We start from the raw sequence: 15,300 nt of genomic DNA on the forward strand, positions 1-15,300 counted from the left end.
TAAAGAGAACCCGCCCGAAGGCGGGTTATTTATTACTGAAGTTGCGCCAGCGTAAAGTAACCATCGAAAACGGCGCCGGTATCAATATAGTGCAGGTTATTAAAATCATACCGCCGGTCAAGTGGCGTATGTCCGAACCAGAAATGGTCCGCACCGCCGATCCCCTGCCCTTTCCCGACCATAAACCCCATCAACCGGTCGCGATCCCATAGTACGTGCTGGGCGCTTACGGGTTTTTGCCAGCGGTATTCCGCAGCGGGATAGTCAGCGTGAGCAATCACATTCACACCGTTTGCACAGGTTATCTCGATAATGTGCGGCAGTTCCCGACACGCATTAAGTAACGTCAGCGCCTGCTGCTGCTGTGTGTGCTCAAGGCGGGTAAACCAAATTCCGCCATTCATTGTCCAGAGTGCGAAATCATTATTATCAAGGCTGTCGATAGCCATTTGTTCATGGTTGCCCCGTACTGCACGAAACCATTTTTCATTCATGAGCTGTAAACATTTAATACTGTCAGGGCCACGGTCAATTACATCCCCTACGGAAATAAGCAAATCCTCATAAGGATTAAAATGCCGGCGTTTCAGTTCATCCATGAGCCACTGATAACAACCATGTATGTCGCTGACAACCCAGACGTGCCGCCACTTCCCACCATCGATTCGCTGATACATAAAACCTCCTTGCTTAAGTATAGACGCAGCAGAAATTGCAGCTGACACGCGCAGCATTCACAAAGCCAAACGAACGGTAAACCAAATGGAAATAAAGATCCGCGCGCTATTAATCCCTTTTTGCTGACTCTTTAGAATAAGGCATGAATTAAACGAGAGGTCTTAACGTGTCTAATATGCACCTGCACAACGATGTGTTCTATCCGCATCGCACAAATATCATTTCCGAGCTGGTGAAAGGAAAACGCGTTCCGGGTCCAATCTGGCAGAAGCGCGAGTATCGTCTGAAGTTCCTGCTTCGCTCGCTCCTGTTCTGGTCTTCCACCCATCGCGTGCTGGAAACGCTCTCAGGACGTGATGATTTTGACCGTCTGCTGGCCTCTCAAATTACCTTACCGAGTAAAACCCATCGGCAGTATCTGATGCGTGGCCTGACGGCCGGCGATCGGGCTGACGCTATCATCAGCCATTATCACTGGGTCGATAGCCTGAAAAATATCACCCTCGCCAACGCGCTGACCAGCCCGCAAGAGCAGACCATAGTGCAATTTCAGGCAAAAAACGACGCGACGTATACCGTGAGTGCCTCTTCTGCCGGCAAAGCCGAGCGGGAAGGTGAAAGCACGCTGTGGCTGCGCGACAGCGAGAATACCGTGCTCGCAAGCCTGACGTTTAGCGTCGCACGCAGCAACGGGCAGCGAGTGCTGGTGATTGGTGGGCTTCAGGGGCCACGTCGCAACGTCTCGCATGACGCCATTAAACTGGCGACCCGCGCCTGCCATGGCCTGTTTCCAAAACGCGTGCTGATGGAAGTGGTTTTCCAGCTGGCCGCACATTCATCCGTCCGGGCGATTTTTGCTGTCGGTGATGAGGGACACGTTTTCCGCGCACTGCGTTACCGCCTGAGCAAAGGCCGTCATTTCCATGCCAGCTATGACGAATTCTGGGCGAGTCTGGACGGTAAGAAAATCTCCCCCTTCTGCTGGCAACTGCCGTTACAGATGGAGCGTAAATCCCTGGAAGATATCGCCAGTAAAAAACGGGCGGAATATCGCCGTCGCTTTGAACTGCTTGACTGCATTGAGGCTGAGGTGAAATCACGCTTTTAAGTGCGCTGAGAGCTTTCTTCAACTCTGCATAAAAATTTAACAAAACCGGCAAAAAGGGCTGGACTTACGCCTGCCGTTTTGTGATATGGTTGAAGACGGATCACTGAACGTGTCCCTTCTGAGAGAGCCGGTGAAAGGAATAAATCGTTTGCTTTCAATCAGATAAAAAGAGACCGAATACGATTCCTGTATTCGGTCCAGGGAAATGGCTCTTGGGAGAGAGCCGTGCGCTAAAAGTTGGCATTAATGCAGGCTAAGTCGCCTTGCCTTTTAAGAATAGATGACGACGCCAGGTTTTCCAGTCCTCAGTTAAAGCGGCCGGAAAAAAAGCGTATGAGCATCATTAAAAGTGAAAAACCGCAGTGCTTTCGCAAGCATCTGCGGTTTTTTATTGGAAACCCGAAGATTAACAAAGCGTGTCTGCACGCTCGATAAACGGTGCCAGGCTCATCTTCTGCCCTGGATGCGCGGGATCATCAATCTGAATAACGCTGATTGGCTGTCCACTGCTTTTGCCGCTGGCGACCTGCTGCTCTGCGACATCATTTAAAGGGTATTGCACCAGCGTGCTTGGGTTAATCGCATACAAGGCGTGCCCCGGACGGCAGGTCAGCATCACCTCTTCACGATTAAACGCCCATTTGTCCTTACCCACTTCAAAACGGCTGACGGTAATGACCTGTGGTGCGGCCAGGGCACTCCCCGTGCAGGCCAGCAAGATGAGAGAAAGTAGTGTCTTTTTCATAGGATAGTTAACCTTGTCAGAAGGGTTCCCAGGTCGCGAACAGACTGACTGTAGCCAGCACCAGCGCACCCAGCACCACTTCTGCTTGTGTCATTCTGATAAATATTTGTTGTTCTCGCCCGCTTTGCGCACGAAACCGTGGCACCAGAAAATACCGATTTGCCAGCGCAATTACCACCATCAAAGCCACCAGCGCACATTTGAACAACAAAAATTGCACGTAACGGGCCTGCCAGGGAATATCGATACCCAGAATAAACAGCGCATTGAAAACGCCGGTAAGCACCACGCCTGCTACGGCGTAATGCCCCACGCGTGAGAAGCGCATCATGGTGTAGATTGCGGCAGGCTGCCACTGCCCTTTCGCCAGACGCATGCAAAACAGCAGCGGCAGTAATCCGCCAAGCCAGGTTGCGGCACATAACACATGAAGAGCGTGATTAAGACGCTGCAATGCGCCCACCGCGCCTTCGTTCATTGTCGCATGCCCTACTCCCGCCAGCAGGACGAACTGTCCCATGGCGAGCAGTAACAGCCGTGAGCCTTTATGCGGAGCCAGCCATGCTGTACCGGCAGTAAGGGCCGCGAGAATAATTTGCCACAGCCAGACGCTTCCAAACTGCGTGCCCAGCACGCTACGCCAGATGTCGGGGTTGACGACATCGCCCCAGCCATTCCCCATTAACCCGCCCTGAAGCGTAAACATCAGGAGCGCTGTCACCAGGCTGATTAACGCCGCCATTCTCTGCTGCGACTGAAAACGCCGGGACATGAGCCGTTGCAGAGAGGAAGGAGCAAACCAGACGCTATACAGCGCATTGCCAAAAATAAGCATTAACGCGCCGAAATGGAGAAAGCGCAGCCCTACGTAGCACATCGCCAGCATGCTATTTCACGCTAAAGTGATAACTGCCTTTTGTCTTGTGGCCGTCTACCGACACCACATGCCAGTCAACCTGGTAGGTTCCGGGCTTCAACTCGCGATCCAGCGGCACATTCAGCTGCGTCTTGTCTTTCTCGTCGCGTTTAACGGCACCGGTGCTGATGGTCTGCTTTTGTGCATCCGTCACCACCACACCGCTAAAACCGGGCTCAATACCTTCTGAAAACGTCAGCCTCAGCGTGCGCGGTGCCGTCACGAGGCTATCTGCTGCCGGAGTCTGTTGTTTAAGGTGAGCGTGCGCCAGCACGGAGGGTGACATCACGCAAGAGGCCAGAAAGACCAGTGCGCCTGCCGCGCGGGAAGAGGATAAACCCATCGCAATCATTCCTTTTTGTTATGCCTGTATGGCAAAGAATAACTCTGTATAATAAGCGAGTCGAGGATCATCCCACCTCTGCTTGTCATCGTCGAGCAATCGCGGTAACGTTGCCGCCGTCTAAAAAGGAGAAGGTAATGAAGATCAATCTGGCCGCCCTTCCTCAGGACGAGATGGATAAAGTGAATGTCGATCTCGCTGCCGCTGGCGTCGCATTTAAAGAGCGTTACAACATGCCCATCGTGGCTGAAGTGGTTGAACGTGAGCAACCTGCTCATCTGCGCGACTGGTTTCGCGAACGCTTAATTGCGCATCGTCTCGCCTCAGTTAACCTTTCTCGTTTACCGTACGAACCTAAAGTTAAATAAGCTTAACGAGTCGTTACACTTCCTTACGCGGAATATGGCAGGATAAGAAAACCCTGATTAAATTAGGTGTATTCTTAAATCACTGCGACTCTGTGTAAAGGAAGTCACGATGTCACAATGGAATATTGCTGCGGCCCAGTATGCCGGGCTGCACCACAGTGTAGATGAACATGTCGCGCACCATCTCCGTTTCATTGCCGAAGCGGCACGACAGCAGTGCGATTTGCTGGTATTCCCGGAGCTCTCATTAACTGGCCCAGGGACAACGACGCTCCCCGCCCCTCCCGATGATAAACAGCTGGCCCCGTTGCTAAACGCCGCAAAATTATACCGGATTACTATTATTGCCGGGCTTCCGCTCGACGTGAATGGCCATCGCCAGAAAGGCCTTGCCCTGTTTACCCCCTCTCGCCATAGCATCCTGCGCTACCCTCAGGGTCGCGGTGCAAGCCTGATCCCAGGAGATAAACAGCTGACGATCATCGATGCACATGCTGATTCGCCAAATCTCGACCCACAGGCGACGCTGTTTACCAGCTGCCAGTCAGTGGGAGATAGCCGCTGGCGGCAATCCATCAGTACCCTGCAGCGATTCGCACACAAATATGCCATTGCGGTGTTAATGGCGAACGCGCGCGGCGGCAGCGCGTTATGGGATGAAAAAGGTCAGCTGATCGTCCGCGCGGACAAAGGTGAACTGCTATTGACCGGATCTCTTGGCAGACAGGGTTGGCAAGGCGATATCATTCCTTTAGGCTAGGCGTTTTAGGCTCAGGAGAGTTCAATGCTGCGCGTCATCGATACCGAAACCTGCGATCTTCAGGGCGGAATAGTGGAAGTGGCTTCTGTCGACGTGATTGATGGAAAAATAGTCAACCCAATGAGCCATCTGGTACGTCCCGATCGCCCGATCAGCCCGCAGGCAATGGCTATTCATCGCATTACAGAATCGATGGTGGCGGACAAACCGTGGATAGAAGAGGTGATACCCCACTATTACGGTAGCCCGTGGTACGTCGCGCACAACGCCAGTTTTGACCGCCGGGTGCTCCCCGACATGCCCGGAGAATGGATTTGCACGATGAAACTGGCGCGTCGTCTCTGGCCCGGGATTAAGTACAGCAATATGGCGTTGTACAAATCCCGTAAGCTGAGCGTCAGAACGCCGGAGGGTCTGCACCATCACCGCGCCCTGTATGACTGCTACATCACCGCCGCGTTACTCATTGATATTATGAATAACTCCGGCTGGACCCCTGATGATATGGCGACCATTACCGGGCGTCCGGCATTGCTGACTACCTTCACCTTTGGCAAATACCGCGGTCGGGCGGTTTCCGATATTGCGGATAAAGATCCGGGCTATCTGCGCTGGCTCTATAACAACCTCGATAAGATGAGCCCGGAACTGCGTTTAACGCTTAAGCACTATCTTGGCGAAGCTTAACGCTCCGCACGGCCTGGCAGCGTCTCCTGCGCCAGGCCAATCAAAAACGCATACTCCAGTGCCACGCCTTCGTAAGATTTAAATCGTCCCGATTTCCCGCCGTGACCGGAGTCCATATCCGTGCACAGCAGCAGCAGGTTGTCGTCGGTTTTCAGTTCCCGCAGTTTCGCCACCCATTTTGCAGGCTCCCAGTATTGCACCTGTGAATCGTGCAATCCGGTGGTCACCAGCATGTGCGGATACGCTTTCGCTTCTACATTGTCGTACGGGCTGTACTCTTTCATGTAGCGATAGTAGATCTCATCCTGCGGGTTGCCCCACTCTTCAAACTCTCCGGTCGTCAGCGGGATGGATTCATCCAGCATGGTCGTTACCACATCGACAAACGGCACCTGCGCAATAATCCCTTTAAAGCGTTCGGGACGCTGATTGATGACGGCCCCCATCAATAATCCTCCCGCGCTGCCGCCCATACCAAAGCAAAGCCCAGGATCGCCATAGCCCTGCTCAATCAACGCATCGCAGACGTCGAGATAATCATTGAAGGTATTTTTCTTTTTCAGGAATTTCCCGTCTTCATACCAGTGCTGACCCAGCTCCCCGCCGCCGCGAACATGCGCAATGGCGAACACAAAACCGCGATCCAGCAGACTTAACCGGCTGCTGCTGAAATCAGCGTCCATGCTTGAGCCGTAGGAGCCGTAGCCGTAAACCAGAATCGGATTCTTACCTTTCTGGAAATGCGCCCGATGATAAACAAGCGAGACCGGCACCTCGACGCCATCGCGGGCGGTAACCCACAGGTGTTCGCTTCGGTAGTTGTCGGAATCAAACCCTTTCACTTCGGACTGTTTAAGCACCTGACGTTGCCCGGTGTCCATATCCAGCTCAAAGAGCGTATCGGGCGTGGTCATAGACGAGTAGCCGTAGCGCAGACGCGACGATTCCGGCTCAGGATTAAACCCTATCCACGTGACATAGGCCGGGTCGTCAAACGCAATCCCGATCACTTCCCGCGTTTTGCGGTTAATTTGCCGCAGGCTGGTCAGCCCCCGCTGGCGCTCCTCAACCACCAGCCAGTCGGTGAACAGCGTAAACCCTTCGAGCATCACCTGCTCCCGGGCGGGGATTAACACTTCCCACTTGCGTTCATCGCGTACTTTGGTTTTGTAGAGGCCAAAGTTTTTACCCTCCCGATTAGAGCGCAGGTAAAAGCTGTGCTGGAAGTGATCGAGGCTGTATTCATGATCTTTACGTCGCGGCAGGAAGCACAGCGGCTGCGCATCAGGTAGCTCGGCGTCCAGAAGCAGAACTTCAGAGGTTGTGGCGCTGGCCAGGAAGATAATCACATAGTGGCGAGACGAGGTTTTGTGCAGGCTGACATAAAACGTTTCGTCTTTCTCTTCGTAAACCAGTTCGTCGTCAGCAGAATCCGTCCCAACGGTATGGCGCCACACCTGGTAAGGCAGCAACGTGGAGGCATGCTTTTTGACGTAGTAGACCGTTTCGGAATCATTCGCCCAGACAAAGTCCGGCGAAACGTTATCCAGCATTTCCGGATACCAGTTACCGGTTTCCAGGTTGCGAAAACGCAAACCGTACTGACGACGGGAGAGGTAATCCTCCGCCAGCGCCATAATGGTGTTATCGGGGGAGATGGACATGCCGCCGAGGGTATAAAACTCGCTGTGGGCGGCGCGCTGGTTGGCATCCAGCAGGATGTCCCACTCATCCCATTCGGCGCATAACACCGACTGTCGCTGGTAGATAGGGTACTCGTTGCCAGGTTCGTAGATATGACGATATCGATAGCCATTTTTGGTCCAGGGCGCGGAAATATCGCGCTGGGGGATACGCTGCACCATTTCATTTAACAGCTGGTCCTGCAACGCCTGCTGGCTGGACATGACCTTGCGGCCATAGTCGTTTTCCTCGTGCAGGTAGTCGAGCACTTCTGGCCGGGAACGGGAGTCGTCCCGCAGCCAGTAATAGTTATCTATACGCGTATCGCCATGCGTGGTGATCGCATAAGGAGTACGTCGGGCTTTCGGTGGCATGTCATCATTCTTTTGAGTTTTACACCCTATAAGGTTGGCAAAACCCACGCATGATGCAAGCGAAACATGGCTGCGACGGTGGCAGTTAGCCCTGTAACGCCCGTTTTTGCTCCTGAATATCCTTCTCGATCCCGTCCCGGACATCTTGTGGGATCTTCAGGGCATCACCCAGCGCATTGAGATAGCTGCGCTCCATAAAGTGATCGATATCGATGGCGGCACAGCTCAGAAAATAGAGCTCAAGCGCCTCTTCCTCATTTTTCACGCTTTGCGCCAGACGCTGCGGTTCGAGTGGCTGTTCGATGGCCTGCGCCACCAGCGCTCTGCCCCTTTCTTCGACACCGGCCTCACGCAGTTGCTGCTCAATCGCCGATCGTTCCTGGTCATCAATGTGCCCGTCGCTTTTCGCCGCGAACACCAGCGCCAGGATGAGCCGTTCGGTACGCAGATCCAGCGGCGAGGTCTGCTCACCAAAGTGGGGTTCGTCGCTGTGCGCGGTCCGCACTCTGTCCTTGTATTTGTTCCACAGTACGGTACCCGCAATAGCGCCGCCGCCCGCCAGCAGCGCGCCGGTACCATACTTTGCCAGTAACTTACGCGAGGATTTATTGGCAACCAGCAGTCCAGCCAGCCCGCCAAGCGCCCCCGGCACCAGGAGTTTGCTCAGCCCCTGCTCGCCGGATGACGACGTTTTCTGTCCCAACATGGATTGCAATTGATTTAGCCAGCCTGACATGGTTTCCCTCACTTAACGGTGAATATGTCTCCCAGCGTAAGCGAGCAGGCGTCAGGAAATGTCTGCCACGGCTAAAGAAGCGCAAATTTCTTGACCGCTCTCGGGCCCTGAACAAGACAGACGCAAACGTTTACGTTTATAATGCGCGCAACTTTTTCAGGGGGATTGTTATGACTCGTTTAGGAACCGCGCTGCGACCTGCGGCGACGCGTGTGATGCTGTTAGGATCGGGCGAACTGGGTAAAGAGGTCGCCATTGAGTGCCAGCGTTTGGGCGTGGAAGTCATTGCAGTGGATCGTTACGCTGACGCACCTGCCATGCATGTCGCCCACCGTTCTTATGTGATCAATATGCTGGATGGCGATGCCCTGCGTACGCTCATTACGCAGGAGAAACCGGATTTCGTGGTACCCGAAATTGAAGCCATTGCTACCGATACGCTGATCGCCCTTGAGCAGGAAGGCCAGCGCGTGGTGCCCTGCGCAAAAGCAGCCAAACTCACCATGAACCGCGAAGGCATTCGTCGTCTGGCGGCTGAAGAGCTGGCCTTACCTACCTCAGGCTACCGTTTTGCCGGCGATAAAGCCGCTTTCTTGCAGGCTGTCGACGAAATTGGCTACCCGTGCATCATTAAGCCCGTCATGAGTTCCTCCGGTAAAGGACAGAGCTTTATCCGCGACAGCAGCACTCTGGATAAAGCGTGGGAGTATGCCCAGCAGGGAGGACGTGCCGGTGCCGGTCGCGTGATTATCGAAAGCGTCGTAAAGTTTGATTTCGAAATCACGCTGCTGACGGTCAGCGCCGTTGATGGCGTCCATTTCTGCGATCCGATTGGCCACCGCCAGGAAGATGGCGACTATCGTGAATCCTGGCAGCCGCAGCAGATGAGCGACCTGGCGCTGGCACGTGCGCAGGAAATTGCCCGTAAAGTGGTGCTGGCGCTGGGGGGTTACGGATTGTTTGGCGTGGAGCTGTTTGTCTGCGGCGATGAGGTAATTTTCAGTGAAGTCTCCCCTCGCCCGCACGATACCGGGATGGTCACGCTGATTTCGCAGGACCTTTCTGAATTCGCCCTGCATGTGCGCGCCTTCCTCGGCCTGCCCGTTGGCGGCATTCGTCAGTACGGCCCGGCGGCTTCGGCGGTGATCCTGCCGCAATTAACCAGCCAGAACGTCACCTTTGATAACGTCGAAGGGGCTATGGGTGCAGGCTTGCAGGTTCGTCTGTTCGGGAAACCGGAGATTGACGGCACGCGCCGCCTTGGCGTGGCGCTAGCGACCGGTGAAAACGTGGATGAGGCTGTGGCAAGAGCCAAAACAGCCGCCGCGAACGTGAAGGTTGCAGGATAAAAAAACGGGCCAGCAGGCCCGTTTTTCATACTGTCTTCGCTTACTGCTTCGCGCCTTCAACCGCTTCGCGAGCCAGTTTAGTGATGCGATCCCAGTCGCCTGCTTCCAGCGCATCCGCAGGAACCAGCCATGAGCCGCCGATGCACAGGACACTTTTCAGCGCCAGGTAGTCACGGTAGTTTGCCGGAGAGATACCGCCCGTCGGGCAGAAGCGAACCTGAGAGAATGGACCCGCAATAGCCTGCAGCGCTTTGGTGCCGCCGTTAGCTTCAGCCGGGAAGAATTTGAACTCTTTCAGGCCGTAATCCATACCCATCATCAGTTCAGATACGGTGCTGATACCCGGGATCAGAGGGATCGTGCCTTCGGTTGCAGCTTTCAGCAGCGGCTCGGTCAGGCCAGGGCTGATAGCGAACTGCGCGCCCGCTTCGGTCACGTCAGCCAGCTGCTGTGCGTTCAGTACGGTACCCGCACCGATGATCGCGTCCGGCACTTCTTTGGCGATAGCGCGAATAGCGTCCATCGCGCAGGCGGTACGCAGGGTCACTTCCAGAACACGAACACCACCCGCGACCAGGGCTTTCGCCATCGGGACAGCATGTTCCAGCTTATTCACCACGATTACCGGCACGACAGGGCCAGTGGTCAGGATTGCTTCTGCACTTGTTTTCCAGTTTTTCATCAGAGTTTTCTCTCGCCAGATCGATAAAATCAAGTCGTCTTAAAACGTAATACAGGTTGCGCCCTGCTCCGCACCGGAGAGTTTCTCACGCAGCGCGCCAAACATTTCGCGTCCGGTTCCCACGCGCGATGCGCTCAGGTCAGGAATATGTGGCTTACGTGCCGCCAGTTCAGCGTCATCCACCAGCAGGGTTAACTCACCTGTCTGACCGTTAACGCGGATCATGTCTCCATCACGAACTTTCGCCAGCAAACCGCCGTCGTAAGCTTCCGGGGTCACGTGGATGGCAGAAGGCACTTTACCTGATGCGCCAGAGAGGCGTCCATCGGTCACTAACGCAATTTTGAAACGGCGGTCCAATAATACACCAAGTGGCGGCATAAGTTTATGTAATTCTGGCATCCCGTTCGCTTTTGGCCCCTGATGGCGCACCACAACGACGCAATCTTTGTCGAGCAGACCGGCATCAAACGCAGGCAAAACGTCATGCTGGCTTTCAAACACCACGGCCGGCGCTTCGATAATCTGGTTCTCTTCCGGTACGGCGGAGGTTTTCATCACCGCACGCCCCAGGTTACCGCTGAGCACTTTGGTGCCGCCGTGACGAGAGAACGGTTGTTCAAAGGTGGCGATAACCTGTGCGTCAAGCGAGGCGGTGGCGCCTTCACGCCAGTCAAGCTCACCGTTATTGAGCCACGGCTCATGGGTATAACGCTGCAGACCAAAGCCCGCCACGGTGTTCACATCTTCATGCAGCAGACCGCCTTTCAGCAGCTCGCGCATCAGCACCGGCACGCCACCGGCAGCCTGGAAGTGGTTGATGTCAGCCGGGCCGTTCGGGTACAGGCGCGCCATCAGTGGCACCACAGACGAGATATCCGAGAAATCATCCCAGTTAATCAGGATGCCCGCCGCGCGCGCCATCGCCACCAGATGCATGGTGTGGTTGGTTGAGCCGCCGGTTGCCAGCAGCGCAACGATACCGTTGACGATCACTTTCTCGTCGACCATTTTACCCAGCGGCATCCACGCGTTGCCGTTACCGGTCAGACGCGTTACCTGGCGGGCAGCTGCTTCAGTCAGGGCCTTACGCAGTGGCGCATCCGGCTGAATGAAAGAGGACCCAGGAAGCTGCATCCCCATAAATTCCACCACCATCTGGTTGGTGTTGGCCGTACCGTAGAAAGTACAGGTGCCCGGCGCATGGTAGGAGGCGGCTTCCGCTTCCAGCAGTGCCTGACGGTCTGCTTTACCTTCCGCATACAGCTGACGGATACGCACTTTTTCTTTGTTTGGCAGACCGCTTGCCATCGGACCTGATGGCACGAAGATCGCAGGCAGATGACCAAACGACAGCGCTGCCATGGCCAGCCCCGGGACGATTTTATCGCACACGCCGAGGTACAGCGCGCCATCAAACATATTGTGAGACAGGCCCACTGCGGCCGACATCGCAATCACTTCGCGGCTCAGCAGAGAGAGCTCCATCCCATCCTGACCCTGCGTCACGCCATCGCACATGGCCGGCACGCCGCCCGCGACCTGGCCTACCGCATTGATGCTGTGCAGCGCTTTACGGATGATCTCCGGATACACTTCGTACGGCTGATGCGCAGAAAGCATGTCGTTGTAGGAGGTAATGATGGCGATATTGTTACGCAGCATGCTTTTCAGCGAGGCTTTATCGTCGGGCTGGCAGGCGGCGAAACCGTGCGCCAGGTTACCGCAGGCGAGTTGTGAGCGATGAACGGTATTACTTTTAGCCTGTTCAATCCGGGCGAGGTAGGCAGAACGGGTCTCTTTCGAGCGCTCAATAATGCGTTGTGTTACGCGTAACAATGTCGGATTCATAAAAGCTCCTCTAATTTATCTGTCCGGGCTCGGGAGTTTACAAAGTCGCTGGCGATTATTTACAACGCTGAAACGCTTGCTGTCCGGAGCTCAGGGGCAAAATCACTTCCGGCAGTGTAATAAAAAAAGCTCCGCGGGTGAATCCACGCGGAGCTTAAAAGTTTATAAATTGTGCCACGAGCTGTGTTAGATCATGTTACCGGTAAAATAACACCTAAGAGGCAGCTGATTATTTTACTCAAACTCATTCCAGGAGCGGCCATCACGGGTGATCATCGCGACGGACGCGACAGGCCCCCAGGTGCCCGCCTGATACGGTTTCGGCGCATCCTGATCCGCAGCCCAGGCTTCGGTGATGGAGTCGACCCATTTCCACGCCTCTTCCACTTCATCGCGACGCACGAACAGCGCCTGGATACCGCGCATGGTTTCCAGCAGCAGACGCTCGTAAGCATCGGCAAGGTGCGTCTGATTGAACGTTTCGGAGTAGCTCAGGTCCAGCTTGGTGGTCTGCAGGTTATGTTTGTGATCCAGGCCCGGCACTTTGTTCAGGATCTGGATGTCCACCCCTTCGTCTGGCTGCAGACGAATGGTCAGTTTGTTCTGCGGCAGCTCTTGCCAGGACTCTTTGAACAGGTTGAGTTCAGGGTTTTTGAAGTAAACGACAACTTCAGAGCATTTGGTCGGCAGACGTTTACCGGTACGCAGGTAGAACGGAACACCCGCCCAGCGCCAGTCATCGATATCCACGCGGATCGCCACAAACGTCTCGGTATTGCTCGCCTTGTTGGCACCCTCTTCTTCCAGGTAGCCCGGCACTTTTTTACCCTGAGCAAACCCTGCGGTGTACTGACCGCGTACCGTTTTCTCACGCACGTTTGAGCGATCGATGCGACGCAGCGACTTCAGCACTTTCACTTTAGCATCACGGATGCTGTCCGCCGTCAGGTCAGACGGTGGAGACATGGCAATCATGCAAAGGATTTGCAGCAGGTGGTTCTGGATCATGTCGCGCATCTGACCGGCCTGGTCAAAGTAACCCCAGCGGCCTTCAATCCCCACCTCTTCGGCCACGGTAATTTCCACATGGTCGATGGTACGGTTGTCCCAGTTATTCACAAACAGGGAGTTGGCAAAACGCAGCGCCAGCAGGTTCAGTACCGTCTCTTTACCAAGATAGTGGTCGATACGGTAGACCTGGCACTCTTCGAAGTACTCGCCGACCTGGTCGTTAATTTCGCGGGAGGTTGAAAGAGAGGTCCCCAGCGGTTTCTCCATCACCACGCGTGCCGGTTTAGCGTTCAGCTTCGCTTCGCCCAGGCCTTTGCAGATTGCACCGAAAGTGCTTGGCGGCATGGCGAAGTAGTTAATGGTGACACGGTTTTTCTGATCCAGCATCGCGCCTAAACGGTTAAACGCGCTGACGTCGTTCACGTCCAGGTTACAGAAATCAAGACGTCCGCTCAGGGTATCCCACAAACTTTCATCAATCTTTTCCTTCATGAAAGTTTCGAGCGCCTCGCGTACGACCTTGGTATAAGCTTCCTTGTCCCAGTCGGCGCGCCCAACGCCCAGGATACGCGTATCCGGATGAATTTGGCCCGCTTTCTCCAGTTGATACAGGGAAGGCAGCAATTTCCGGCGTGCAAGATCGCCTTTCGCGCCGAAAATGACCAGGTCACATGCCTGGGCTGTTTGCGTTACCGCCATGTCATTCTCCTCAGTTGGATCACCTGGTACTTCTGCCAGGTATCGTTGTAATTTTATTACGTTGCACTGTACTGCTTTTACGTCATTCCCGAAACCATTAGCACTTAACCTCGCGTGCGATACCGCGATTTTTTCGCCGTCAGACGCGTGTGGTGGCGGAATCACGCAAAAAGCGTTGATTCTTTGAACTACAGGGTCATAACAAAACCCGACACCGATCAAGTAATGAAAAAAAACAACAACATTATCTTGTCGACTGTTACCCTTTATGGAAGCCACAGGGGTAATATCGGCTAAATCGAATCATGATTTCATGTATTAATGAAATCGTTTCCACCCATGAGCGCCCTGTTAACAATGAACATGCTGGAAAAAATCCAGTTCCAACTGGAACACCTTAGCAAATCCGAGCGAAAAGTGGCCGAAGTCATTCTTGCTGCTCCTGCTCAGGCGATTCATTCAAGCATCGCCGCTCTGGCGCAGGAGGCAGGCGTCAGCGAACCGACGGTTAACCGCTTCTGCCGTAGCCTTGAAACGCGCGGCTTTCCTGATTTTAAACTGCATCTTGCACAAAGTCTGGCAAACGGCACGCCTTATGTTAATCGCAATGTGGATGAAGACGACAGTGTTGATGCCTATACGGCAAAAATATTTGAGTCGGCCATGGCTACGCTGGACCACGTTCGCCAGTCCCTGGATATGAATTCCGTGAACCGCGCGGTGGATTTACTGACCCAGGCCAAGCGCATTGCGTTCTTTGGCCTCGGCTCGTCGGCGGCCGTGGCGCATGACGCCATGAATAAATTCTTCCGCTTTAACGTCCCGGTCATTTATTCCGATGACATTGTCCTGCAACGCATGAGCTGTATGAATTGCAGTGAAGATGATGTCGTGGTACTCATTTCGCACACCGGGCGCACCAAAAGCCAGGTGGAGCTGGCGCAACTGGCGCGTGAAAACGATGCCATGGTTATTGCCCTCACGACGGCGGGCACGCCGCTGGCAAGAGAAGCAACGCTCGCCATCACCCTTGACGTCCCGGAAGACACCGACATGTATATGCCGATGGTCTCCCGTCTGGCGCAGCTCACGGTGATTGACGTGCTGGCAACCGGTTTCACCCTGCGTCGTGGCGCAAAATTCAGAGATAACTTGAAGCGTGTCAAGGAAGCGCTTAAGGAATCGCGTTTTGATAAAGAATTGCTTATGAAAAGCGATGTTCCCTAAATAGTTTAATAACTACGATGTAACGATTTACGGCATTCGGTCCTCTCTCTGTTGCCTTGCAGCAGATGAAGGCCGATTTAATG

General features: G+C 54.4%; 15 protein-coding genes. 6 read left to right on the forward strand and 9 right to left on the reverse strand.

All coding sequences use genetic code 11. The features are described from left to right. Positions 1–32: 32 nt before the first annotated feature. On the reverse strand, positions 33–677 hold the full coding sequence (gene pphA, locus AM379_RS22155) for a protein-serine/threonine phosphatase (RefSeq protein ID WP_032678424.1): 645 nt from the start codon (positions 675–677) through the stop codon (positions 33–35). Positions 678–844: 167 nt separating this feature from the next. On the opposite strand from pphA, the gene AM379_RS22160 reads away from it, so the two are divergent. After that, positions 845–1,786 carry a VirK/YbjX family protein gene (locus tag AM379_RS22160; protein WP_014170619.1) on the forward strand — a complete coding sequence of 314 codons (942 nt, stop codon included), beginning with the start codon at positions 845–847 and terminating at the stop codon, positions 1,784–1,786. Between the two features lie 406 nt (positions 1,787–2,192). Here the strand turns inward: AM379_RS22160 and AM379_RS22165 are convergent, their stop codons facing one another. Genes AM379_RS22165 through yobA form a run of 3 tightly spaced genes read right to left on the reverse strand, consistent with a single transcriptional unit; the run spans position 2,193 to position 3,790 of the window. Next, positions 2,193–2,531 carry a YebY family protein gene (locus AM379_RS22165; RefSeq protein ID WP_014170622.1) on the reverse strand — a complete coding sequence of 113 codons (339 nt, stop codon included), beginning with the start codon at positions 2,529–2,531 and terminating at the stop codon, positions 2,193–2,195. A gap of 16 nt (positions 2,532–2,547) precedes the next feature. Next, positions 2,548–3,417, reverse strand: coding sequence for a copper homeostasis membrane protein CopD (gene copD, locus AM379_RS22170; protein WP_032678425.1), 870 nt, complete (start codon positions 3,415–3,417; stop codon positions 2,548–2,550). Position 3,418: 1 nt separating this feature from the next. Beyond that, positions 3,419–3,790: a CopC domain-containing protein YobA gene (yobA, locus tag AM379_RS22175; protein ID WP_032678426.1), complete on the reverse strand. Its 372-nt coding sequence runs from the start codon at positions 3,788–3,790 to the stop codon at positions 3,419–3,421. Positions 3,791–3,927: 137 nt separating this feature from the next. On the opposite strand from yobA, the gene AM379_RS22180 reads away from it, so the two are divergent. The 3 genes from AM379_RS22180 to exoX all read left to right on the forward strand — a co-directional run bounded on the left by AM379_RS22180 (position 3,928) and on the right by exoX (position 5,605). Beyond that, entirely contained in the window at positions 3,928–4,158 is a 231-nt protein-coding gene (locus AM379_RS22180) for a DNA polymerase III subunit theta (RefSeq protein WP_013096102.1), read from the forward strand. Between the two features lie 109 nt (positions 4,159–4,267). Then, complete coding sequence (locus tag AM379_RS22185; protein ID WP_020883406.1) at positions 4,268–4,918, forward strand: carbon-nitrogen hydrolase family protein; 651 nt, start codon at positions 4,268–4,270, stop codon at positions 4,916–4,918. 24 nt (positions 4,919–4,942) lie between these two features. Continuing rightward, entirely contained in the window at positions 4,943–5,605 is a 663-nt protein-coding gene (gene exoX / locus AM379_RS22190) for an exodeoxyribonuclease X (RefSeq protein ID WP_014170626.1), read from the forward strand. On the opposite strand, the gene ptrB is transcribed toward exoX, so the two are convergent. Then, positions 5,602–7,662 (reverse strand): oligopeptidase B, encoded by a 2,061-nt coding sequence (gene ptrB, locus AM379_RS22195; RefSeq protein ID WP_032678427.1) that lies wholly within the window; start codon positions 7,660–7,662, stop codon positions 5,602–5,604. The genes exoX and ptrB overlap by 4 nt on opposite strands. A gap of 85 nt (positions 7,663–7,747) precedes the next feature. After that, positions 7,748–8,398, reverse strand: coding sequence for a tellurite resistance TerB family protein (locus AM379_RS22200; protein WP_020883404.1), 651 nt, complete (start codon positions 8,396–8,398; stop codon positions 7,748–7,750). Positions 8,399–8,568: 170 nt separating this feature from the next. On the opposite strand from AM379_RS22200, the gene purT reads away from it, so the two are divergent. Next, positions 8,569–9,747, forward strand: a complete 1,179-nt coding sequence (gene purT / locus AM379_RS22205; protein ID WP_025203852.1) for a formate-dependent phosphoribosylglycinamide formyltransferase — start codon at positions 8,569–8,571, stop codon at positions 9,745–9,747. 40 nt (positions 9,748–9,787) lie between these two features. Here purT and kdgA read toward each other — a convergent pair whose 3' ends face one another. The 3 genes from kdgA to zwf form a co-directional block, all read right to left on the reverse strand. Beyond that, complete coding sequence (gene kdgA, locus AM379_RS22210) at positions 9,788–10,429, reverse strand: bifunctional 4-hydroxy-2-oxoglutarate aldolase/2-dehydro-3-deoxy-phosphogluconate aldolase (protein ID WP_020883402.1); 642 nt, start codon at positions 10,427–10,429, stop codon at positions 9,788–9,790. A gap of 39 nt (positions 10,430–10,468) precedes the next feature. Further along, complete coding sequence (gene edd / locus AM379_RS22215; protein WP_032678428.1) at positions 10,469–12,280, reverse strand: phosphogluconate dehydratase; 1,812 nt, start codon at positions 12,278–12,280, stop codon at positions 10,469–10,471. Between the two features lie 234 nt (positions 12,281–12,514). Further along, a complete protein-coding gene (gene zwf, locus AM379_RS22220; protein WP_020883401.1) occupies positions 12,515–13,990 on the reverse strand; it encodes a glucose-6-phosphate dehydrogenase in 1,476 nt (491 codons plus the stop codon). A 357-nt stretch (positions 13,991–14,347) separates the two neighbouring features. Between zwf and AM379_RS22225 the strand changes: the two genes are divergently transcribed. Next, positions 14,348–15,217 carry a MurR/RpiR family transcriptional regulator gene (locus AM379_RS22225; RefSeq protein WP_025203851.1) on the forward strand — a complete coding sequence of 290 codons (870 nt, stop codon included), beginning with the start codon at positions 14,348–14,350 and terminating at the stop codon, positions 15,215–15,217. The last annotated feature ends 83 nt before the right edge of the window (positions 15,218–15,300 follow it).

The organism is Enterobacter cloacae complex sp. FDA-CDC-AR_0132 (assembly GCF_003010695.1).
Classification (GTDB): Bacteria; Pseudomonadota; Gammaproteobacteria; order Enterobacterales; family Enterobacteriaceae; genus Enterobacter; species Enterobacter ludwigii.